Raw genomic sequence first — 21,717 nt, 5'->3', positions numbered from 1 at the left:
TGCTCAGTCGGCGATAGGCATACGCACGATTGTTGCTTCCCTACCCGGACCCACACCAATAGAGGAAATGCGGCAGCGACACAACTCCTCAAGGCGCAACACATAGGCTTGCGCGTTCGTCGGCAGGTCCTCAAAGCGACGCACATCGGAAATATCTTCAATCCAACCCGGCAGCTCCTCGTAAATTGGCGCTGCATGGTGGAAAGAACTTTGATCCATCGGCATTTCATCCATGCGTACACCGTCAACCTCGTAGGCGACACACACAGGGATAGTTTCATACCCGGTAAGGACGTCGAGCTTCGTCAGGCAGATATCCGTCAAGCCATTAATCCTGGTGGAATACCGAACCACGACCGAATCAAACCAGCCACAGCGCCGTGGGCGACCCGTGGTGACACCAAATTCGCCACCTTTTTCACGCAAAGCCTGACCCACCTCGTCAGTAAGTTCCGTGGGGAAAGGCCCCTCCCCAACGCGCGTCGTATACGCCTTCGCCACACCCACCACAGCATCAATCCGCGTCGGCCCAACTCCTGTGCCGGTAAGGGCGCCACCAGCGGTCGGGTTTGACGAGGTAACGAATGGGTACGTGCCATGATCAATATCAAGCATGGTGGCCTGGCCACCTTCAAAGAGGACCATTTTGCCGTTATCCAACGCGTCGTTGACCACCAGCGACGCATCCACCACCATTGGTCGCACCCGCTCAACATATGACAGCAATTCAGCGATCACTGTCTCAGGGTCAATAGCAGTGCCACCGAGTGCTTCAAGCGTCGTATTCTTCCCCACAAGGGCGCTGCGGACTTTTTGCCGCAGAATCGACTCATCGAAAAGGTCTTGAATACGCAGACCAATACGGTTCATCTTGTCAGCGTAGGTTGGTCCAATACCACGCCCCGTGGTGCCAATTTGGCGTTCACCCAAGGATTTTTCGGTGGCACGGTCCATCACACGGTTATACGAGGGAATAATGTGGGCATTTGCTGAAATAAGCAAACGAGACACGTCAACCCCACGACGCTCCATCTCAGCCAACTCTTCAAAGAGCACCTCAAGGTCAACAACAACACCATTGCCAATAACCGGGGTGACACCTTCAGAGAGGATACCCGCAGGCAGCAAGTGCAATGCGTATTTTTCGCCGTTAACAACCACCGTATGCCCGGCATTATTACCGCCATTGAATTTCACAACGACGTCGGTACGTTGGCCCAGTTGATCTGTTGCCTTGCCTTTACCCTCGTCACCCCATTGAGTTCCGAGTACGATCACCGCTGGCATGATGGCTCTCCTGTGTTGCCGTTTCCGCACCGGCAGTTGCTGTCCGGATGCGAGCAGAACGGTGGTTCTACCTAGAGGATTCTAGGCGAAAGGTGACGTCAATGTATATGTTGCCCACGGCTCCACCTCGCCTTGGCCCTTCACCAGGGGCATCACGCAGCAAATTGAGCCGCCACTTCGGTTGTGCGCAACACACAGACGGGCCGAACCCGCTCAGCCTTCACGTACCGCGCGACGCAGCGAATCAACCTCATACAAGGCAATACCGGTCGCGACCGCCGCATTGAGTGACTCTACTGCCGAAGCGATAGGGATAGACACGATATGGTCACACGTTTCCCTGACGAGGCGCGACAGGCCACTGCCTTCAGCGCCGGTGACGACCACTAAAGGAGAGTGCGCCAACTCCATGTCGCGCAATTGTGCGTCACCGCCACCATCGAGGCCCACAACAAAGAACCCCGCACGTTTGCAGTCTTCTAAGGCCCGCACAAGATTCGTCACGCGCGCCACAGGCACACGTGCGGCTGCACCTGCTGATACCTTCCAGGCTGTCGTCGTTACCCCTGCGCTTCGACGCTCGGGAATAATAACGCCGTCGCCACCGAAAGCCCCTGCACTGCGCAAGACAGCGCCCAGGTTATGCGGGTCAGTGACCTGATCAAGAGCCAGCAGTAACGGCAAGTCAATTTGCTGTTGAGAATCAGCGATAAGATCGGCGACATCGGCATATTCGTAGGCGGGTACCTCCACGGCCACGCCTTGGTGAACCGCACCATCGGTTGCCACATCCAAGTCACGTCGCGTCACCTCAAAAACAGGCGCACCCATGGCCGAGGCAAGACGAACGACCTCCTCAACCCGGTCATCTTTGATGTTACCCGCCACGAAGACACGTTCAATAGGCACCTTGGCGCGCACCGCCTCGGCAACAGGATTGCGACCAGCGATCAGTTCATGCCCTTCAGGCACTCTAATAGACGATTTTGCCCGTGCCCGTGCAATGGCTGCTTCCTGCGCTTCACGCTTTTCGCGTGCAAGCTTACGCTTATGTGCCGGATGATACGTGCGGTCTTCGGCCTTGGGGGTTGGTCCTTTGCCTTCGAGGCGGCGCCTCGAATGTCCGCCGGTACCTACCTTGGCGCCTTTTTTCGAACCGGGCTTACGCACCGCTCCTCGACGCCCGTCGTTTCCTGCCATATCTGCCTCCCGGCACTCAAGTCATGGTGGCGCGACAGCGCACGCAACGCATGCGTGTGGCGCTCAATATCCTGCATGTAGCCTACCTGTTTGACGCCAACGATGGTCAGATGCGTCAGCGAGACACACAAGGTAATCGGTCACTGCTCTTAAGCCAGGTGCCAACGAGCCCCATCCCGACCATCTTCGACCACTACACCTGCAGCGGCCAGGCGGTCACGCAATTCATCGGCCCTCGCCCAATCCTTAGCGCCTCGTGCAGCGGCGCGGTCAGCAATGGCAGCCTCAACAAGTGCAGCCAAAGCAGCATCCTGCTTGCCCAGGCCAGTGGTCACACCGGAATTACCTCGCCATTGTGGGGAGGCCGGGTCCAGGCCCATGACATCCAGCATGGCGCGAACAAGGAGCTGTGTGGTACGGACCGCTTGGCCATCACCTGCAGCCAACGCCGCATTACCTTGTTTGAGGTAATCGTGAATAACTGCAAGGCCACCAGCCACATTGAGGTCATCGTCCAATGCCTGCCGAAATGCGCCAGGAAGCTGATCCGCCCTCAGTGCCTCCACTTCCTCACGCGGCACCTCACCACTCGCCTCAATAGACCGATCAACGAAGCCCGCAAATTTCTCCCACGCTTTTGCTGCCTCCGGCAACGTATCTGGCCCCCATTCGATTGCGCTGCGGTGATGGACCGTTGACAGTGCCCAGCGCACTACTGGTGGCGCATAGTCGGCGGTGAGCGCCTCAAGAGATAGGACATTCCCCAAGGATTTACTCATTTTTTCGCCCTTGGTCGTCACCCACGCATTATGTACCCATAGGCGCGCGAAATCCCAGCCTGCTCCATGGGATTGAGCCTGTTCGTTCTCATGGTGGGGAAAACGCAGATCGATACCTCCGCCATGAATATCGAAGGTTTCACCCAGGTAACGGTGTGACATTGCCGAGCACTCAAGATGCCAGCCAGGTCGGCCTTTGCCCCATGGTGAATCCCACGACGCGGTTTCTGGTTCTGTGTCTTTCGCGGCCTTCCACAGTGCGAAATCGCGCGGGTCACGTTTACCTGCTTCAACGTGAGCCTCAATTTGCGCGTCGTCTTCAGTGCATCGCATATCGTCGAGGCGCTGACGGGTAAGCGAGCCGTAATCTGGGAGGGAACGGACGTCGAAATATACGTTGCCGTTGCCGTCACTGTAGGCGTGGCCGCGGTCGATCAGTCGCTGAGCCAAGGCAATCTGTTCAGGAATATGTCCGGTCGCCCGCGGCTCGTAGGTGGGCTGAAGCAACCCGAGGGTGCGGTAGGCTGCCGCAAATTCCTGCTCATAGCGGTATGCCCATGCCCACCACTGCTGGCCAGCCTGGGCGGACTTGGCGAGGATCTTGTCATCAATATCGGTGACATTACGAACGTAGGTCACCGTGTATCCACTACGCATCAGCCAACGGATAAGCGTGTCAAATGCTAATGCACTACGGAGGTGCCCCACATGCGGGGAGCCTTGGACTGTGGCGCCACACAGATACAGTCCGACATGCCCGTCTACCACGGGAGTAAAGCGTTGAAGGTGCGCGGATTTTGAATCGTAAAGGTGCAGTGCCATGCACAACATCTTAGTGGCACCATGGAGCCGTATGATCGAACCGTACACCTCTGGGCCAGGGCTCGATACCATCTCCGTAACCGCGCGCTGCAGCGCGATCTGCATGACCCTGGACCAGGCAGCACTTCCGCCCGTTATCTGGCCACTTCCCCGTCGCCTCAGCACGTAAAGGACGCTCACCTCGGCACGTAAAGGATGCGTGAAATCTAGGGGCGGCGAATCGTGTCCTGAATCAGTGCTTGAAGGGCGGCAAGGTCATTAGGTAGGTCAACGACTTTTTGCGGCAGGGCCTCAATACCTTGAAAACGCTCTGGGGTGGGTGGCAACTGTCCAGTTGCTTCCACCACCGTCTGGGCAAATTTCACTGGTAGTGCCGTTTCCATCACAACGATTGGCCCGTCCAGGTGATCGAGCCACTGTCGTGCCACGTGCATACCGTCAGCAGTATGAGGGTCAAGAACGTACCCGTTTTCAGTAGCGGTGCGTCGTATCTCGGCAAGCCGGTTGGCGTGAGTTGAGCGCCCTGAAACCATTCCCCAGCGCGTACGCATCTGAGCAAAGAACGGACTGGCAGAAAGGTCGAATGTGCCATACTCATCCAAGCGTTCACCGAAAAGCTCAGCAACACGTGCCTTGTCGCCACCAAGTACGTCATGAATAAAACGCTCAAAATTAGATGCTTTAGAAATATCCATCGATGGTGACGATGTCGCAAGGGTGTTTTCCGCACTACGCACACGGTAGACGCCAGTGGTAAAAAATTCGTCCAACACGTCATTTTCGTTTGTCGCCACGATGAGCGTATCGAGCGGCACGCCCATACTTCGAGCGATATGGGCCGCGCATACATTTCCGAAGTTCCCTGACGGGACGCAGACACTGACGCGCTGCTCCGCAGCATTACCGCCATAGGTGCGCGCATATTGCGCTGAGACACGTATCCATGTGGCGACGTAGTACACCACTTGGGCAAGGAGACGCGCCCAGTTAATGGAGTTCACCGCACCGATATGCCATGCTGCCTTAAAGTCGGCATCCATGTTGAGTGCTTTAACAAGGTCCTGACAGTCGTCAAAGACGCCGTCAACAGCAACATTGACGATATTGTCGTCTAGGAGCGAGAACATTTGCGCACGCTGGAACGGAGTCATGCGACCACGCGGTGTCAGCATCACAACCGACACACCTGGTCGGCCACGCAATGCGTATTCGGCAGCCGATCCTGTATCGCCTGAGGTTGCCCCAACGATGGTCAACCAGTCATCCCTGCGGCGAAGCTCATATTCGAAAAGTTCACCCAGGAGCTGCATCGCCATATCTTTAAAGGCAGCCGTTGGCCCCTCAGACAGGTGCGAAAGCCACAATCCGTTGCCTAGGTCAGTCACAGGGACGATTTCAGGGGTAGCAAATGCAGGTGTTCGGTAGGCACGCTCACATATCTCGGCAAGGTCGCCAGCGGGAATATCGTCAATGAAGAGCGACAGAACACGCGCTGCTAAAGCCGGATAGCCTTCGTCGTCAAGAAGTTGACGCCACTGAGCGAGTGTATCGGCGTTAATCTGCGGGTATGTCTGGGGAAGGTAGAGGCCACCATCTGGGGCCAAACCACCGAGCAAAATGTCGCTGAAGGTCGATGGCAGCGTATCCGCGGCTGCTCGCGTTGACAGGTACCGCATAGCTTGATCCTAACGCGGCGCCGCGTTCCGTTTCATCGCGTCCCACTGTGACACGTAGGCTTGGGGTATGACTGAGCCTTCACCCACCGCAACTCCCCTTGCTGCCGCTCCTTCCGCGGCATTGCCAGCCTCCGCTACCTTTCGCGTCGGACAAGCCATTGATGTCCATGCTTTTGCCACCCCGGAGCAGGCTCGTGGAAAAACCTTGATGGTTGCCTGCTTACCGTGGCCCGACGAAACGCCTCTGGAGGGTCATTCTGATGGGGATGTGGCGGCTCATGCACTATGCGATGCCATCCTTGGAGCTTGCGCTTTAGGTGACATGGGTACCGTTTTCGGTACCGATCGCCCACAGTGGCAAGGGGCAAGCGGCGAAGCATTCCTGGTCGAGGTGGTGAATATGGCCGCCGCAGCCGGGTGGAGGCTCGGCAATGCCACCGTGCAGGTGATTGGGAATAAACCGCGTATGGCTGCCCGCCTCCCTCAGGCCTGCGAACGCATGACGCTCCTAGCGCAGGGACCAGTGTCGGTGAGTGCGACAACGACCGATGGCCTGGGGTTTACGGGACGAGGCGAAGGCCTAGCGGCGCTTGCTTCGGTCCTAATGGTGCCCATCAGTAGATAACGCGCTTATTAAGGTATCGCCGCCTGCGCCCAACGCTGCGGGTAGCTGGTTTCACCCATGCAGCTCGCGGCACCCAAGCGCAGGTACGATATGCAGCTTGAGGTGGCCCAACGAGCGCGTCGGCCACACATTCAGCCGAACCAAGCGCGCCTACTTGGTGTGAGTAACGTCGAGGTGGGCTTCTTCGACCCTGACCGGGATTGTCAGTAACAAGCCGACCGCAAGAACGGCAACGATCCCGAGAATGCCCCAGTGCGTGTACGCCGACGCGGTACCTGGATTAACAGCCTCACCCAATTTCAACGCAAGGTAATACATGGCAGGTGCCAAGAATGACACTGCGCGGCCGGTGGTGGCATATAGGCCAAAGATTTCGCCTTCGCGTCCTTCTGGAATCATGCGAGCAAGAAGGGACCGTGATGCCGACTGGACCGGTCCCACAAAGAGGGACAGGATCAAGCCCAGCACCCAGAACACCATCGCACCTTTTTGGTAGAAGAAGAAAATGCCCAAACCAGAAATCACCATTGACACCAGGGAAATAATGATGACCGCTTTGGGGCCGATTTTGTCATCAAGTACACCGAAAAGCATGGTCGCCAGGCCAGCCACCACGTTGGCAGCAATACCAAAGAGCATGATGTCGCCAGCTTCAAAATGGAAGGTGGTTTTCGCGACGATTGCACCATAGGTGAATACACCTGCCATACCGTCACGGAAGATAGCTGAAGCAATGAGGAAGAACAGCGTATGTGGAGCCGCCTTTTTCAGGCTCTTGACGGTAGCCCACAGTAAACGATAGGACTGCCCGATGCTTTCTCGCGGCGCTGTGTCGTCAAGATCGCGGCTACCTGTGACGGATTGATCGCGCAGATGTTGGGGCAGAGGTGGCCGCAAAATCACTGGCAATGCAAAAATGAAGAACCATGCGGCGGCGACAATCATCGTGACACGCACATTCATTCCATTGTTGCTGGTGACCCCGAACCAACCTACTTCTGGTTCAATGAGGCCCACGTAGACGATGAGCAACAACACGATGCCGCCGACGTAGCCTGCGCCCCAACCGAATCCTGAGACTCTACCCATGTCGTCCTTATGGGCAATGTGGTTCAGCATCGCGTTGTAGTTCACAGAGGCAAATTCGAAGAAAATATTGCCCAGACCTAGCAGTGCAATCCCTAGCCATAGGGCATTCATGGCGCCGAGTGGACTTTCGGGGTAGACGAAGAACATCGCCAGCAACGTCAGACACACCAACGCTGTGAACCACCCAAGCCATAGCGCGCCTTTTCCTCGTCGATCCGCGCGCTGCCCTGTGATAGGGGCAAGGAGGGCGATGATAATACCTGCAATCATCAGGCCGATTGACAGGTATTGTGAGGCGGTACCTGAGTCGGTGAAGTTTTTGTCGGCGGTGAGGTAGGTGCTGAATACGAAGGTGGTGGCTACCGCGTTGAAGGCTGCCGACCCCCAGTCCCACAGCGCCCATTCAACGACGGGACGGGATAGGAGGCGGGTGCGGCCCGCGTCGATGCTGGACATATGTCCTCCTCGGATATTTACTCCGTTGTTACACGCAATGTGTCCGCGCTGAACTTAGCACGTGTAGCACCCTCTCAGCGACACAGCAAGATTTTCGCTAGTGCTACGTCCAGCGGAGTGGTGATTTTTAGGGCCAACGAGTCACCTGCCACTACGTGGACAGTTCCGCCGTTAGCTTCCACCAGACCTGCGTCGTCGGTGGCGGAGCGCCGCTCACTGTCAGCAAGGTCAGCACCAGCCTCGTGGGCGGTACGCAGTACCTCCCAGGTAAAACCTTGAGGGGTTTGGACTGCCACCATGTCAGCCCGATTCGGTGTGCCGGTAACGGGCCGAGGCGCCGCGTCGCCTCCGCCGCGCGCAATCGTTTTCACTGTATCTGCTAGCGGCAAACCAGGGATTACCGCTGGGTAGCCATCATTAACGGCGTCAATCACGCGTGTAATGAGTTCTGGCGGAGTCAGACAACGCGCAGCATCATGGACAAGGACCACGGAATCATCATGTAGCGGCAAGCCAATATCGCGGGCGAAAGTCTCAAGGGCAGCAAGACCCTTGGCCACCGACGCTTGCCGGGAGACATTCGACCCTGCGACGACACGCAACACGGTGTGAAAACCGGGGACTTTTTCTAGCGGAAATAGGCTGACGAATTCTGCCATATGCGTCTCGGGTACGGTGATCACAAGGACATCCACCCCTGCCTCAGCAAGCCCCCGCGCGGCGCGAAGAACTAGGGGTTCACCTACGAGGGGCACAAGCGCCTTAGGTCCGTGCGAACCGAGGCGGGTGCCAGCTCCGGCGGCCGTAAGGACCGCGTAAGCGCGACTCATCAGGCCTCGTCAGTCGTATCGCTTTCAGGCTCGTCAATACGGCCTTCGGCAAGGATTTCTTCTAACCGCACTGCGGCACTTGCTTTATCAATGTTGCGAGCCAACGCAAGTTCTGAGGCGAGGATTTGCTTAGCCTTGGTCAGCATCCGCTTTTCGCCTGTCGACAGCTTCTTCTGGTCATCGCGGCGCGTAAGGTCCCTGACAACCTCAGAGACTTTCACAATGTCGCCCGTAGCGATCTTTTCCTGGTTTGCTTTGTAACGGCGTGACCAGTTCGTAGGCTCCTCAATATAGGGGGCACGCAAGACAGACAGCACTTTTTCCAGTCCATCTTCATCAACGACATCGCGCACACCCACGAGGTCCACATTTTCAGCGGGCACCTGAATGGTTAAGTCCCCTTGACTGACTCGAAGGGTGAGGTAGGTGCGTTCTTCACCACGGATTTTTCGAATTGAGATCTCTTCAATCGTGGCCGCACCGTGGTGCGGATACACGACGGTCTGACCGATTTCGAACGACATGAGAGCTCCCTGCACGTGGACAACAGCACTCCAATACTATCATCTCCGCCCCTTTCCCATGAGAACGAGAGTGGTCACACTAGGCATGGGAGGGGTCCGAAAGCAGTTTATATCCCAGGCCGCGCACGGTCACTAAGCGCGTGGGAGCGGCAGGATTGACCTCAATCTTTGTTCGCAGGCGTTTGACATGGACGTCAAGGGTTTTGGTGTCGCCAATATAACCGGCACCCCACACTCGGTCCATCAGTTGCATACGCGTGAGAACCCTATCGGGGTTACGGGCAAGATACTCTAAGAGTTCAAATTCGCGCAGTGGCATCGGAATAACTTCCCCATCGAGGCGAACCTCGTGGCGGTCAACCCACAGTGCGAGCGCACCCACTTCAAGTATTTCTTCTGTTTCGTCCTCAGCGGTGTCGTCACGGGCTTCTCCCCGTCGCAATACGGCGCGAATGCGCGCGAGTAGTTCACGGTAAGAATACGGTTTGGTGACATAGTCGTCTGCACCGATTTCAAGACCAACAATACGATCAACGACCTCGTCTTTTGCTGACACCATAATGACTGGGACTGCACGGTGTTGACGAAGTTTCCGGCATACCTCTTCACCGGACATCCCTGGAAGCATGAGGTCCAGAAGGACAAGATCCCAGTGTCCGTCTCTGGCACTGATCAACCCATTTTCGCCGTCCGCAGCTTCACCCACTTCAAAACCATCTCGCCGAAGGTTGAAGGCAAGAGATTCACGGTAGGTATCTTCGTCTTCAATAATCAATATGCGCGCCATATGCTCATACCTCTTCATCTTCCCACGTATCCGGGCCACCTTCATCTGCTTGCGGCAGCACAAGCGTAAATGTCGAGCCTCTCCCAGGCTTCGACCATAGCGTCACGGTTCCACCGTGGTCGGAGGCCACATGTTTGACAATCGACAGGCCAAGGCCGGTACCTCCGGTGGCACGGGAGCGTGCAGGGTCCACACGGTAGAAGCGTTCAAATATGCGTTGCTGTTCTTCTTCTCCGATACCAATGCCAGCGTCGACGACTGCAATACGTACCAACGCCTCGTCAATACTGACCCCAATACTGACCCGCGACCCCGAATCGGAGTAACGCACCGCGTTGTCCAAAAGGTTACGCACAGCGGTAGCGAGTTTATTGGCATTACCCCAGACTTTCGCGCCGCTAGCGTCAGTCGGTGTCACCACGGTGATACCCGCACTTTGCGCGGTAACAGATAGCGCATCCGCTGCTGCGGTGACGACCTCGTCAATATCAACAAGTTCTGGTTCCGACAAAGAATCGGGGGCCTCTAAGCGAGACAGATCAATGATGTCTTGCACCAGATTCGACAGACGTTCGGATTCTTTCATCAGTCGCGGAGCGAAATGCTGCACCGCTGCGGCATCTGCCGGGTCTTTCGAAATCGTTTCCGCTAACAGTCGGATGGCCCCTACCGGCGTTTTTAATTCATGGGACACATTGGCGGTGAAATCACGGCGAGTTGCCTCGTTACGTCGCTCCTGCGTGAGGTCCTCGGCAAGGATAATTACCCGGTGCCCAGGAAGTGGACTCACTCGCGTACGGAAGGTCAGCGTCGCAGAACTAGTGATGGATGAACGTGGAAGTTCCAGGTTTTCGGTGACACCTCGACCGTTTTTTCGCACTGTTTCAACAAGGTTAACGATGCGTGGATGCGTAAGGTCACTACCTCTGACCAAGCCTTTCGCGTAGGCGGCGGCACACGCTTGCATGACGCGGTTATTTTTGTCGACAACAATGGAAATCCCCGGCAGTGATGTCAGGATTGCGAGAGCGTCGGCGTTCAGAGCGTCTGGGTCGACTTCGACAGTATCTTCACGTTCTTGTTGGCGTTCTGACATTAAGAATGCGGCAACGCCTCCTGCGCCCACTGCCAAGGACAGCAGTGCGACAATAACGAGTGTGAGGATCTCCGGCACGATGCCAGCCTATCGGTCTCATCGTGCCCATAGCGCTCAAATTGGTCGTTCTGGCAGCTTTGCCACCAAAGTGATGCCCAATGTTCACCAGACGTTCACCTTGTAGGCACGCGATGGTGGCTCTACTGTGGTGAACTAGTGGGATTGTTGGATGATCACGTCCAACAGAAGATATTGTCTGCAGAAAGGCGTTCGTCGTGCGCGAACTGTACCGTCAAGAGCTCGCTCAACTTGGATCTGAAATTGAGCGTATGAGCCGTGGAGTTGCTCGTGCCATTGAGCGGGCCACTACAGCCTTACGTGACGGGGATTTGGCATTAGCTGAGCAGACGATTGACGCCGATGAGCGTCTGGACGATGCTGCCAGAGAGATTGACGAGATGTGCGTTCATCTTCTGGCACTTCAAGGCCCCGTTGCCTCAGATTTGCGTCTTATCCTTGGTGGGCTTCGTCTTTCCCAAACGATGGAACGCCAAGGTGATTTGGCACGCCATATTGCCGCTATTGCCCGCAAAACCTACCCCACACGCAGCATCGCTGAACCGGCCACATCCTTGATTAACCGGATGTGCGAGGCGGCGGCGACGATGGGGCGCATACAGCAACAGTTGGTTGCCGAACAGGATCTTACTCTGGTGGCGCAACTGCACGATGCCGACGATGTGCTTGATGACCTTCAAACAGAAATTCGGCGTTTCTGCGCCGACGAAAACAGCGACCTGACCCACCAGCAGGTCATTGATTTGACGTTAGCAGCACGCTTCCTTGAGCGTTTTGGTGATCATGCGGTTTCTGTAGGACGTCGCGTGTCCTATATCGTCAATGGTGCGCGCGCAGACTTCACAACCTCAGATCACTAAAGGCGAGGTGTTGGGGCGCTCCGGGCTAGAACGTCGGGACGCTCTGACGGATCGGTTCACCACCAGCGTGAGCCACCCACCAGTCACATCGTTGTTCCACATCGCATATTCCAGCAAAGTACCCGTATTTCCTCCACCACGTTCAGCCAAGCGGCGCATTGCCAACAGCAATATCCAACTCTTTAGCCGCAACCATGTTCCTATCTCTGGTTAAAGGACAAAACCAACACGTTTTTCCCTTTAACCTCCTATCTCACAGCGACGAGTCAACGAAAATATTGCAACAAAGGGTGGGGCAAGATCGCAGCAAGCGATCTTGCCCCACCCTTAAGGTTGAAGTAGCCATCTACCTCAAACAACGCACATGGCAAGCCTCTTTACGGGGGTCATTTCCCTTGGTTTGCCACAGCGGCGATCTTTGCCTCTGCTTCGGGATCGAGGTAGCGGCCACCCTTCTTCAGCGGTTGAAGGGTTTCCTCGTCGAGTTCGTAAACCAGTGGGATTCCGGTGGGAATGTTAACGCCAGCGATATCGTCGTCAGAGATCTGATCGAGGTGCTTGACGATGGCGCGCAGCGAGTTACCGTGTGCGGCAATCATCACGGTCTTACCTGAGCGGATGACTGGAACGATCGTTTCATCCCAGTAGGGCAGCAGGCGTTCCAATACATCTTTGAGGCATTCGGTGGCGGGGATGGGTTCGCCCGCGTAGCGTGGATCCGTGTCCTGAGAGAATTCAGAACCAAGCTCGATTGCTGGTGGTGGCACATCGTAGGAACGGCGCCATAGCATGAACTGGTCGTCGCCGTATTCGTCGCGGATTTCTTTCTTATTCTTCCCTTGAAGCGCGCCGTAGTGACGTTCATTGAGACGCCAGTGGCGCTCAACTGGAATCCAGTGGCGATCTGCGGCATCCAAAGCGAGGTTGGCGGTCATAATTGCGCGACGCAGCATTGACGTGAAGAGAATGTCGGGCAGAACACCCGCTTCCTTCAGCAATTCGCCGCCATGCGCAGCTTCGGCGCGGCCTTTGTCAGACAGCGGCACGTCAACCCAGCCAGTGAAGAGGTTTTTTGCATTCCATTCGCTCTCGCCATGGCGGAGCAGCACAAGTGTGTAAGCCATGGGCACTATTGTTCCATTGTCGTATGCCACTTGTCACGTGCCTCAAGGCAAATGAACACACGTGTATGAGAGCAGGATCACCGGTTACCCACTTCCTCTTAGTTGAATGTTGTACTAAATTAAGTGCCAGCTTAGTTCACGATTCACTCAGGAAATACATCATGCAATTTGGAATATTCACTGTTTCTGACCTCACGACAGACCCCACAACAGGAAAGACACCCAGCGAAGCCGAACGCATCGCCTCGACAATCACCATTGCCAAGCACGCCGAAGAGGTCGGCCTAGACGTCTTCGCACTCGGAGAACATCACAACCCGCCCTTCTTCTCCTCCTCACCCACCACCACACTGGCGTCCATCGCTGCACAAACCACTACGTTGCGCCTATCCACAGCAACCACACTGATCACCACCAACGACCCGGTTAAAATCGCAGAAGACTACGCCATGCTCCAACACCTCAGCGGTGGGCGCGTCGACCTGATGATGGGGCGCGGCAATACCGGCCCGGTCTACCCATGGTTCGGTCAAGACATTCGCAATGGCATACCCCTCGCCATCGAAAATTACGCGCTTCTACGTCGCCTATGGAGCGAAGAAAACGTCACCTGGGAAGGAAAATTCCGCACACCCCTCCGCCGATTCACCTCCACCCCAAGACCGCTTGACGGCATCGCCCCCTTCGTGTGGCACGGATCGATCCGCAGCCCAGAAATTGCTGAACAAGCCGCATACTATGGCGACGGATTCTTCCACAACAATATTTTTTGGCCAGCAGAACATACGGCACGTATGGTTGCCCTGTATCGCGAACGCTTTGAACACTATGGACACGGCAGTGCAGATCGAGCCATCGTTGGCCTAGGCGGTCAGGTATTTATGCGCAAAAACTCCCAGGACGCCATCTCCGAGTTCCGCCCCTATTTCGACAACGCTCCGGTCTATGGGCACGGCCCCTCGTTGGAAGAGTTTATGTCGGCAACACCGCTCACCGTCGGCTCGCCCGCTCAGGTGGTCGACCGCACCCTGACGTTCCGCGATATGGTCGGCGACTACCAGCGCCAGCTCTTCCTGGTGGACCATGCGGGCCTTCCACTCAAAACTGTCCTTGAGCAACTCGATTTACTTGGCGAGGTGGTGGCACAGCTCCGCCCAGCGTTTGAAGCTATGCGCACTGAAGGTGTCCCATCAGACCCGCCTACCCATCAGTCAATGCTGGCGGCCCGCGCAGGAAAAGAGGCGCGAGATGAATTTACTATAGCAATGGAAGAAGCGCGTGCTACTCGTGTGAATGTGCATCTTGGACGCGCCGATAGCGCGCCCATGCAAACAGGCACTACTCAGGCAAACACTGTACAAGCGAAGGTTGCTCAGGCAGACGCAGCTCACGCACCCTCAGCTACCGCATCGCAATCCGAAAATATATCCACCAATGCGGCGCCGCAGACTGAAGTCTTCGGTTCTACTGACGCCTTCGGTACCCGAATTGCAAGCGGCCAGGACTCAGTTACTGGCGCTTCGTTCTACCCGCTGCAAGAAAGTGACGAGGCGGCGCTGGCTCACGCTGACCGCTTGCTTGCCGCAACAGAGAATCCGTCACAAGGTGGGCTGCAATGAATATTGTTGTCATTCACGCGGGAATGTCTGAACACGCTTCCACAGTACAACTCGGAACACTTATCGCTGACGAACTCGTCACAATCGCATCCGAAGTATCTGCGACGCCTCTGAGTATCGAATGGATCGCAATGCGCCCTTTGGCGCATCAAATCACTGACCACATACTCACCGGCTTCCCTCCAGCGGATCTGGCAGTCGCACAAGAGTCGGTCGCTAAAGCGGACGCCATCGTAGCATTGTCGCCCACATATCAGGCATCCTACTCAGGACTGTTCAAATCTTTCTTTGACGTGCTACCTGAAAACAGCCTCGAAAATAAGCCCGTACTCATCGGGGCCACAGGTGGGACTCCTCGCCATGCGCAGGTCACTGAATCTGCACTCCGCCCGCTATTTTCCTACCTCCATGCCGACACCGTACCGACCGCGATCTACGCAGCAACTGAAGACTGGGGTGCGCACGCCACTGATTCTGCAGGTGACGGAGGCGAAGCACTGATTCGTCGCGTGCGGCGGGCAGCACGTCAATTGCTGATGCGCGCCAATTCGCATTTGTTAAGTAACCAAGGTAACATTCTTGGCGTTACATCTGGTTTTTCCGCCCCCTTGTCTGCCACACTAGACAGTGGAGCGGAGTCTGTTTCGGAAACCTGGCCCGGTTTCACCGACTTTGAAACGCTCATGGGAGGTTCTCAATGAAACGCGATGCTCGTGGGAAAGCATGGGAAGCGTATCTCACGACTACAACACGATTGACGGCGACTATTGAAGCGTCGTTGAAGGCAAAATTTCAACTGTCACTACCTGAATACAATGTCCTACTGCAGGCACAACGCGCAGGTTCGGGCGGCATTCGCTTGGGCTCACTCGCACATGAAGTGGTATTTAGCCCATCTCGTCTCACCCACACCCTCAAACGCCTGTCAGATCGAGGTCTTATCGAACGGTTGCCTTGCCCCAATGATGCACGAGGCGGATTGATCGTTCTTACCGAGGCTGGCGCAACGTTATTTGACGCCGCCGCTGAGGTTCACCGTGATCTCGTGCGACGTTTGGCAATTGATGGAATGACGCCCAACGAAGCAGAGGCGTTGCAGTCCTTCTACACACGCGTGGCCACGCGTTTGAGCGACACAGTCCGCTAACACGCGAAAGGTGCCACACGGAGGCGACTCACCCGCCTGCGTTGTGTGTGCTGCCTGCAAAGTACTGTATTCCTCCGACGGACCGTTGGTGTCGTGCACTGCCTACGAATCGCGCATACCTGCCTAAAAGGGCGCCTGCTGCAGAACACCGAGTCCCTCCACTGCCACAGCAGACAACCTCGTACCACCACATCAGGTGGACAGCCACTTTCGCCCGCGCGTTAGATCCATCCACCGAGGTGTCGGCGTGCCTGCGCTTCAAGGGTGCTCATCGCACCCTTGCTGTCGTTGCCCCAGGGAATGTAGTGGAAGCTTTCACCCCCTGCTTCAATGAAGGTTTCCCTATTGAGCTGATTGATCTCTTCCAAGGTTTCAAGGCAGTCCGCCATGAATCCCGGACAGATGATATCGACACGGCGTGTTCCACTACGCCCAAGATGCCCAACAGTGTCGATTGTCGCCGGACCGATCCACTCTGCACGTCCGAAAACTGACTGGTAGGTCACCATGAGTGCATCATCGGGAAGGTTGAGCCGCCTCGCCACATGCTTCACAGTAGCCTCGCAATGCTGTTGGTAGGGGTCACCCGCCTCGCGCATCGCCACAGGTATGGAGTGGAAGGACAACAATACGCGGTCTCTTTTGTCGAATTGCGGATGTCCAACAGTCTGCCAGTGCGTTTCGAGCGCGTGGGCAAGCGCCTCGATATACTCCTTTGCCACCTCGAAACTACGGATTGTGCGGATTTCCAACTGGTCCCGCGTGCGCAGAAGATGACGCGCCACCTCGTCCATTACCGTACCGACAGTCGAAGCGCTGTACTGAGGATAGGCGGGGAGAACGAGGATACGCCGATGTCCAGCGCAATGAAGCTCGTCAAGTACTGTGCCAATAGAGGGTTCACCGTAGCGCATCGCCACGCGCACGTCGGCACAGTCCTTCAGCCGTTCGCGCAGTATCTGCCCCTGCATATGTGTCCAATGCGCCAGCGGAGAGCCATGTTCGGTCCATATCTTGGCGTACTGGGGCGCGACCATACGTGGGCGTAACGGCAGCACGAACGTCTCTAGGATGATTTTCCACAGCGTCGGATGCATTTCAACGACCCGCTGGTCACCAAGAAACTCACGCAAAAACCGACGAACTGCTGGCGCAGTTGGTGCTTCGGGTGTGCCAAGGTTGACGAGGAGAACGACGGGTCTAGCAGCTTTATCTGACACTGTGTCACGGTCTGTCATAATACGACTGTACTCGACAACACCTGTATCGCCGCATTACTTCACAGGTAGTGCAGTAAAAGGTGACCTTTCAAACACGTCTTAGCAGGCACATGCCCTCACTTTGACAGGCAATGTGCAGCCTCAGGGCCGAGCACTCTTTGCGCCGGGCCGCCTCCGAACCGGACCGCCGTTGCGCTAGGCTGCCTCGGTGCCGGAGACTGGCACCCGTTGGCAGCCTCGACACACGAAACGCTCCGGCACATGCGCCCGCCATCACCGCCGCATACGGCGGCGCAGGGCAACAAGCGGCAGTGCACCAAGTGCAGCAAGAGCTGCCGCGCCTACAAGTGGTACGAGGCTCGCGCCGGTTTGAGCCAAAGTCACCTGGGTAATCACGTGCTTCGTTCCGCTCGCCACCTGCCCTGCGCTTGCTTGAGGTGAGGTCGCTGCCGGGGTCGCGCCCTGTGGAGACGACGGCGCATTGGGAGTACCGGGAATAGTTGGTGTGTCCGGGTTATTGGGCATTGCAGGGTCAGTCGGCCCAGCAGGATCGCTCGGCCCAGCAGGGTCGCTCGGATTTACCGGTGGCACATCCTGCGCCTGTTTCACATAGGTCACACGCATCAATAGATTGCCACGAGCGTCTCGCTCAACTGCCGATGGACGTATATCAAAGCCCGGTAGTGCACTTGGCGATATTTGATAGACCAGCTCGTGGCCATCGTCCGCGTAACGACGGAGCTTCTTTGACGTGAGCTGAGCAACGCTGAGGGTATCCACCACAGTCCCATTGGTAGCAATGACCTCGGCCCCCACGCCTGCGGGCAGTTGCGTAAGCGGCATGGGTGCGCCGCTCTCATCAAGTGCCTCAAGTACGAGCGTCGCAGTTACAGCAGAGTCCACCTTCGTGTACGTCACCCGACCGTGCACCTGGCCATCCACTGCCGTATGCGTCTGGTCTCCTTCGTGCACAAAACCAGGCACCGCCTCGGGAATAAATGTGAAGGTAATGGGCTGCCCGTTCGCGGGGTTAATGCCCACTGTGGGGCTTGATGGAGCGCTCCACCGGCCTGCTTTTTGGAGGGTCTGGACTAATAAGGGCTCGCCGGCATCATTGGTGATGTCGAGGCGCACCATTTCTGGGGTCAGGCTCGGTGCAAGCGGGTTTCCAAGCTCATCAACCCAGGAGGCACTGCCTCGTACAATCACCTTGGTGTTGACATGCTGAACGACCAGCACCGACAAGGGAGGCACCTCGATGGTGCCAGTCGTGTGGATACGCTGCGGCTCTTGGTACACCTGCATATCTTTGATCCACACATCGTAGGTACCCTGCGGCAGACGCGCATTCCACGCTGCCGTATCAGCATTAATAAAGACAAGGTGATCTTCTTCGGCAAGACCCAGAGGCTGCTTGGCGACCCGGTAAGAGACGTGGCGCCCATCAGCGAATGGCTCGGTATAAGCCCGGTTAATATCCTCGTAGCTCTTCAGGCGCAGCCACTCATGCGCCTGCCGGAAGTCGGCCAAACCCTTGAAATAGGTGACCGCAGGCGAGTAAGCGGTGTCTGCAGCGCGATCGTAGTCAAAGGCATTAATCGTATCCGGCAGATTATAGGAATTATGCTCACCGTTTTTCGTGCGAAGGAACTCCTGGCCTGCGTGAACGAAATTCGTGCCATTGGCAAGGAATTGTATGGACGTTGCCAGCGCATGCCGACGCACAATTTCCGATTCAGGTGCTGCGGGGAGTGACCCTTTCAGTTTGTCGTACATCGTGTAATTGTCATGAGCCTCGTTGTAGGCCACCGATTGAGACGGTGTGAGGTACTTGCGGACATATTGCGCACCAATAATGTTATTCCACACATCCCACGGCGAGCTCGAACCCCCCGACACAAAGCCTCTATTAGCAAGCTCAAAATTGTCGCCCTTCATGACATCTCGGAAGGAGTCATTAAAGAAGGAAATACCCGGCATTTGTGCGGCATTCGCCTGGTTCGCGCCAGCTACGCCACTGGGATGATTCCCCATGGTCCACCCCTCGCCTAAGACCACAATCGAAGGGTCGATTGCATCGAGGGCGGCGCGAATCTGATTCATAGTCTCCACGTCGTGGATACCCATCAGGTCGAAACGGAAACCGTCGAGGTTATATACCTTCGCCCAGTAGGTCACCGAATCCACCATGTATTTGCGCATCATCAGCTGCTCGGAGGCTGTTTCGTTCCCAACGCCGGTGCCATTGTGAAAATGGCAGTTCTCATCCATACGGAAGTAGTAATTCGGCACGGTTTTTTGTAGTGGTGATGTTGCAGGGTCATATACGTGGTTGTAGACAACATCCATAATGACGCGCATACCTCGATCATGGATGGCTTGCACCATTGCCTTCATTTCACTAATGCGGGCCTGCGGATCGTTCGGATTTGTCGAATATGACCCTTCGGGAACGTTGTAGTTCATTGGGTCGTAGCCCCAGTTATACTGGGCGCCGTAGCTCAGATCACCCGTTTCGTTGACGGACCCAAAGTCGTAGACAGGCAGCAACTGCACGTGCGTAACGCCGAGGGAATCAATGTAGTCCAAACCCGAAGGGTTACCGCTGGTAGTAGTAGTCCCCGCCTCGGTCAGCCCAAGGAATTTGCCTTTGTTGGCGATTCCATTGTCCGCACTAATGGTGAGGTCACGAATATGAGCCTCGTAGATCGTGGCGTCCTGGATAGAGGCGAATGCGGGCATGCGTGCGCCACTCCACCCTTGCGGCACAATCGCTTCAGGATTCACAACTACGGTCTTATCAGAGTTAGCGCGGGTAGCACGCGCGTAGGGATCAACGCTCTCAGTGACGGTTCCATCCGGGAAGGTGAGTTCGTAGGTGTAGACGGTACCAAGGGCATCGCCAGTGATCACGTGTTCCCACGTTCCCTTCTCCCCAGCTGTCATCGGGGTGCGTGTGGGTGTCTGCGACGTGGTGTAGTCGAGGAAATTCACTGATTGTGCGGTAGGCGCCCAGAGTCGGAACGTCGTTGACGCTGGTGTATAGATAGCGCCAAGCTGCCCGTCGTAGTAGTAGGTGGTGTTGAACTCTTGGGTGTGGAGCGTATGGCAGCTGAGGTCTGGGGCTGGCGGTATATGCGCAGGATCAGTGTAAATAGTGGCATCGCCTTGGACGATCCACACTTCGGTGGCGCCTCCCGGGAAACTAGTGAGAAATAGGTCGTCGTTAGTGTTCTTTTGTGCCCATTCGTTGTCAGCAGTCGATTTCCTGACGATAAATCCGACCGAGGAGATACCCGCCGGGTCATTCATTGTCCACCGCGCGGTGTGTGTTGTGGGATCAAAATCAATACGCTGCCCTTCTTTTCCGGGCAGCCATGTCCAGATATTCCACCCGTCGTAGTTGCCGTCGCGGCGCACGTAGTGGACGGTGATATTGGCCTGTGTCAGGGCAGCAGGTGCGTCACTGACGCTGACCGTCCAGTTTTTGTTTTCTGCGGTCTGGGTAATAGTGACGAGGCGGCTGCCCTGGTCAAGGGGAACGGCGACGTCTTGGGATTGTGCTGCCCACGGGTTGTCGTGCTGCGCTTTGCGCACGAGGAGGTTCACCTCAGTGGCAGTCGAAGGAAGGCTGAGCGTAGCAGTGAGTGTGCCATTGCCTGCGTCGGTCAGCGCAAGGCTTTGTCCTGCGCTACCTGTTTGCCAGTGCCAGATGGAGTAGCTGGCATATTCGGATTGAGGGGTGCCTGGCAGTGGAGTAAAGACAACGCTGACGTCTTTTTCACCTGCAGCCTGCGCGCTGTGAGTGTGGAGTGTTGTTATCCCCGTCAGCACAAGGAAAGTGCATAGCAGTATGGCCCACAGGCGTCGGGCACTCAATTGTGTTTTCATCGTTTTCATTCCTCCAATTCACCATCGAATCGAGCTTGACCACAGTGTTTCTTTGTTCCAGCAAAAAGAAGAATGAAACACAATGTAAGTTCTTTCAGTAGATTACAGGGGATTCTCTGTAATTTGCAAGGCTCTCAACGGCACCCCCTATGCCTGTCATCCTCTATCTCTGCGCAGGCCCCTCATCCCATTGGTTCATGAAGCGCCTATTACGGCTGTTACTGGCCCGAACACGGTCTTTTGTGTGCGAAGGAAAAGTCGAAAGCTCCGCCACGATTAAGGTCTTTCGTCGACACAGCGAGGTGGACACATGGCCGGGCTAAAGACACAGCTGCTTGATGTCGCCAGTCAAAATCGGACGCGATTGACCAGCAGACACGTAGGCGATAAACACCCCTAAACAACTACCTAGAAAGGTCCGTACGCGAAGCTACGTGTTCACGCTGAATGCGACACCATACGGCCAACAAGCTCAACAATGAGCCCCAAGACCACCAGAACAATCTCCCGAGACACCAACACCTCACGGCGTATAGCCCTGCGTTTAACACAGCCCACTCTCGCATTCTGCGTCAAATACGTATTCTGTGACACGGAAGAAAACAAA

Annotated in this window: 17 protein-coding genes and 1 pseudogene; 6 read left to right on the top strand and 12 right to left on the bottom strand. The window is 56.1% G+C overall.

Features of this window, described 5'->3' with window-relative positions:
* Positions 1-3 precede the first annotated feature (3 nt).
* From G438_RS0101685 to thrC, 4 genes are all read right to left on the bottom strand, one after another.
* Positions 4-1,287, bottom strand: a complete 1,284-nt coding sequence (locus G438_RS0101685; protein ID WP_026459884.1) for an adenylosuccinate synthase — start codon at positions 1,285-1,287, stop codon at positions 4-6.
* 213 nt (positions 1,288-1,500) lie between these two features.
* On the bottom strand, positions 1,501-2,487 hold the full coding sequence (gene rlmB / locus G438_RS0101680; protein ID WP_026459883.1) for a 23S rRNA (guanosine(2251)-2'-O)-methyltransferase RlmB: 987 nt from the start codon (positions 2,485-2,487) through the stop codon (positions 1,501-1,503).
* Positions 2,488-2,636: 149 nt separating this feature from the next.
* Entirely contained in the window at positions 2,637-4,088 is a 1,452-nt protein-coding gene (cysS, locus tag G438_RS0101675) for a cysteine--tRNA ligase (protein ID WP_026459882.1), read from the bottom strand.
* A 206-nt stretch (positions 4,089-4,294) separates the two neighbouring features.
* The gene (thrC, locus tag G438_RS0101670) at positions 4,295-5,764 is read right to left on the bottom strand and encodes a threonine synthase (RefSeq protein ID WP_026459881.1); all 1,470 of its coding nucleotides are present in this window, start codon (positions 5,762-5,764) and stop codon (positions 4,295-4,297) included.
* A 67-nt stretch (positions 5,765-5,831) separates the two neighbouring features.
* Here thrC and ispF point away from each other — a divergent pair, with 67 nt between their 5' ends.
* Positions 5,832-6,389, top strand: a complete 558-nt coding sequence (ispF, locus tag G438_RS0101665; RefSeq protein WP_084402932.1) for a 2-C-methyl-D-erythritol 2,4-cyclodiphosphate synthase — start codon at positions 5,832-5,834, stop codon at positions 6,387-6,389.
* A gap of 150 nt (positions 6,390-6,539) precedes the next feature.
* On the opposite strand, the gene G438_RS0101660 is transcribed toward ispF, so the two are convergent.
* From G438_RS0101660 to G438_RS10265, 5 genes are all read right to left on the bottom strand, one after another.
* Complete coding sequence (locus tag G438_RS0101660) at positions 6,540-7,934, bottom strand: MFS transporter (RefSeq protein ID WP_026459879.1); 1,395 nt, start codon at positions 7,932-7,934, stop codon at positions 6,540-6,542.
* A 74-nt stretch (positions 7,935-8,008) separates the two neighbouring features.
* Positions 8,009-8,764: an IspD/TarI family cytidylyltransferase gene (locus tag G438_RS0101655; RefSeq protein WP_026459878.1), complete on the bottom strand. Its 756-nt coding sequence runs from the start codon at positions 8,762-8,764 to the stop codon at positions 8,009-8,011.
* Complete coding sequence (locus G438_RS0101650) at positions 8,764-9,288, bottom strand: CarD family transcriptional regulator (protein ID WP_026459877.1); 525 nt, start codon at positions 9,286-9,288, stop codon at positions 8,764-8,766. The genes G438_RS0101655 and G438_RS0101650 overlap by 1 nt, the downstream gene beginning before the upstream one ends.
* A gap of 79 nt (positions 9,289-9,367) precedes the next feature.
* Positions 9,368-10,075: a response regulator transcription factor gene (locus G438_RS0101645; protein WP_026459876.1), complete on the bottom strand. Its 708-nt coding sequence runs from the start codon at positions 10,073-10,075 to the stop codon at positions 9,368-9,370.
* Between the two features lie 4 nt (positions 10,076-10,079).
* The gene (locus G438_RS10265; protein ID WP_240470949.1) at positions 10,080-11,249 is read right to left on the bottom strand and encodes a sensor histidine kinase; all 1,170 of its coding nucleotides are present in this window, start codon (positions 11,247-11,249) and stop codon (positions 10,080-10,082) included.
* A gap of 74 nt (positions 11,250-11,323) precedes the next feature.
* Here G438_RS10265 and G438_RS12745 point away from each other — a divergent pair.
* Both G438_RS12745 and phoU read left to right on the top strand, forming a co-directional pair.
* Positions 11,324-11,383: pseudogene (locus G438_RS12745) on the top strand (SWIM zinc finger family protein); the annotation flags it as partial.
* Between the two features lie 63 nt (positions 11,384-11,446).
* Positions 11,447-12,109: a phosphate signaling complex protein PhoU gene (gene phoU / locus G438_RS0101635; RefSeq protein ID WP_026459875.1), complete on the top strand. Its 663-nt coding sequence runs from the start codon at positions 11,447-11,449 to the stop codon at positions 12,107-12,109.
* A gap of 386 nt (positions 12,110-12,495) precedes the next feature.
* On the opposite strand, the gene G438_RS0101630 is transcribed toward phoU, so the two are convergent.
* Positions 12,496-13,233 (bottom strand): phosphoglyceromutase, encoded by a 738-nt coding sequence (locus G438_RS0101630; protein WP_026459874.1) that lies wholly within the window; start codon positions 13,231-13,233, stop codon positions 12,496-12,498.
* 161 nt (positions 13,234-13,394) lie between these two features.
* On the opposite strand from G438_RS0101630, the gene G438_RS10260 reads away from it, so the two are divergent.
* From G438_RS10260 to G438_RS0101615, 3 genes are read left to right on the top strand one after another with little or no spacing between them, the layout of a single operon-like run.
* The gene (locus G438_RS10260; RefSeq protein ID WP_205618395.1) at positions 13,395-14,852 is read left to right on the top strand and encodes an LLM class flavin-dependent oxidoreductase; all 1,458 of its coding nucleotides are present in this window, start codon (positions 13,395-13,397) and stop codon (positions 14,850-14,852) included.
* A complete protein-coding gene (locus G438_RS10255) occupies positions 14,849-15,553 on the top strand; it encodes a CE1759 family FMN reductase (RefSeq protein WP_051259191.1) in 705 nt (234 codons plus the stop codon). Before G438_RS10260 ends, G438_RS10255 begins: the two co-directional genes overlap by 4 nt.
* Complete coding sequence (locus tag G438_RS0101615; RefSeq protein ID WP_026459873.1) at positions 15,550-15,999, top strand: MarR family winged helix-turn-helix transcriptional regulator; 450 nt, start codon at positions 15,550-15,552, stop codon at positions 15,997-15,999. Before G438_RS10255 ends, G438_RS0101615 begins: the two co-directional genes overlap by 4 nt.
* Positions 16,000-16,220: 221 nt before the next feature.
* On the opposite strand, the gene hemH is transcribed toward G438_RS0101615, so the two are convergent.
* Together hemH and pulA are read right to left on the bottom strand one after the other, a co-directional pair.
* The gene (gene hemH, locus G438_RS0101610) at positions 16,221-17,237 is read right to left on the bottom strand and encodes a ferrochelatase (RefSeq protein ID WP_026459872.1); all 1,017 of its coding nucleotides are present in this window, start codon (positions 17,235-17,237) and stop codon (positions 16,221-16,223) included.
* Between the two features lie 255 nt (positions 17,238-17,492).
* Positions 17,493-21,110: a type I pullulanase gene (pulA, locus tag G438_RS12155; protein ID WP_165569216.1), complete on the bottom strand. Its 3,618-nt coding sequence runs from the start codon at positions 21,108-21,110 to the stop codon at positions 17,493-17,495.
* Between the last annotated feature and the right edge of the window lie 607 nt (positions 21,111-21,717).

Source organism: Schaalia suimastitidis DSM 15538 (genome assembly GCF_000429105.1).
Lineage (GTDB): Bacteria > Actinomycetota > Actinomycetes > Actinomycetales > Actinomycetaceae > Pauljensenia > Pauljensenia suimastitidis.
The sequence above is the reverse complement of the archived record's forward strand: the minus strand, read 5'-3'. Positions and strand labels throughout refer to the sequence as shown.

Coding starts and splice junctions, on each gene's coding strand:
- G438_RS0101685 (WP_026459884.1), bottom strand. CDS start 1,287: ATGCCAGCGGTGATCGTACTCGGAACTCAATGGGGTGACGAGGGTAAA.
- G438_RS0101615 (WP_026459873.1), top strand. CDS start 15,550: ATGAAACGCGATGCTCGTGGGAAAGCATGGGAAGCGTATCTCACGACT.
- hemH (WP_026459872.1), bottom strand. CDS start 17,237: ATGACAGACCGTGACACAGTGTCAGATAAAGCTGCTAGACCCGTCGTT.
- G438_RS0101650 (WP_026459877.1), bottom strand. CDS start 9,288: ATGTCGTTCGAAATCGGTCAGACCGTCGTGTATCCGCACCACGGTGCG.
- cysS (WP_026459882.1), bottom strand. CDS start 4,088: ATGGCACTGCACCTTTACGATTCAAAATCCGCGCACCTTCAACGCTTT.
- G438_RS10255 (WP_051259191.1), top strand. CDS start 14,849: ATGAATATTGTTGTCATTCACGCGGGAATGTCTGAACACGCTTCCACA.
- G438_RS0101655 (WP_026459878.1), bottom strand. CDS start 8,764: ATGAGTCGCGCTTACGCGGTCCTTACGGCCGCCGGAGCTGGCACCCGC.
- ispF (WP_084402932.1), top strand. CDS start 5,832: ATGACTGAGCCTTCACCCACCGCAACTCCCCTTGCTGCCGCTCCTTCC.
- rlmB (WP_026459883.1), bottom strand. CDS start 2,487: ATGGCAGGAAACGACGGGCGTCGAGGAGCGGTGCGTAAGCCCGGTTCG.
- thrC (WP_026459881.1), bottom strand. CDS start 5,764: ATGCGGTACCTGTCAACGCGAGCAGCCGCGGATACGCTGCCATCGACC.
- G438_RS10260 (WP_205618395.1), top strand. CDS start 13,395: ATGCAATTTGGAATATTCACTGTTTCTGACCTCACGACAGACCCCACA.
- pulA (WP_165569216.1), bottom strand. CDS start 21,110: ATGAAAACACAATTGAGTGCCCGACGCCTGTGGGCCATACTGCTATGC.
- G438_RS0101660 (WP_026459879.1), bottom strand. CDS start 7,934: ATGTCCAGCATCGACGCGGGCCGCACCCGCCTCCTATCCCGTCCCGTC.
- G438_RS0101645 (WP_026459876.1), bottom strand. CDS start 10,075: ATGGCGCGCATATTGATTATTGAAGACGAAGATACCTACCGTGAATCT.
- G438_RS0101630 (WP_026459874.1), bottom strand. CDS start 13,233: ATGGCTTACACACTTGTGCTGCTCCGCCATGGCGAGAGCGAATGGAAT.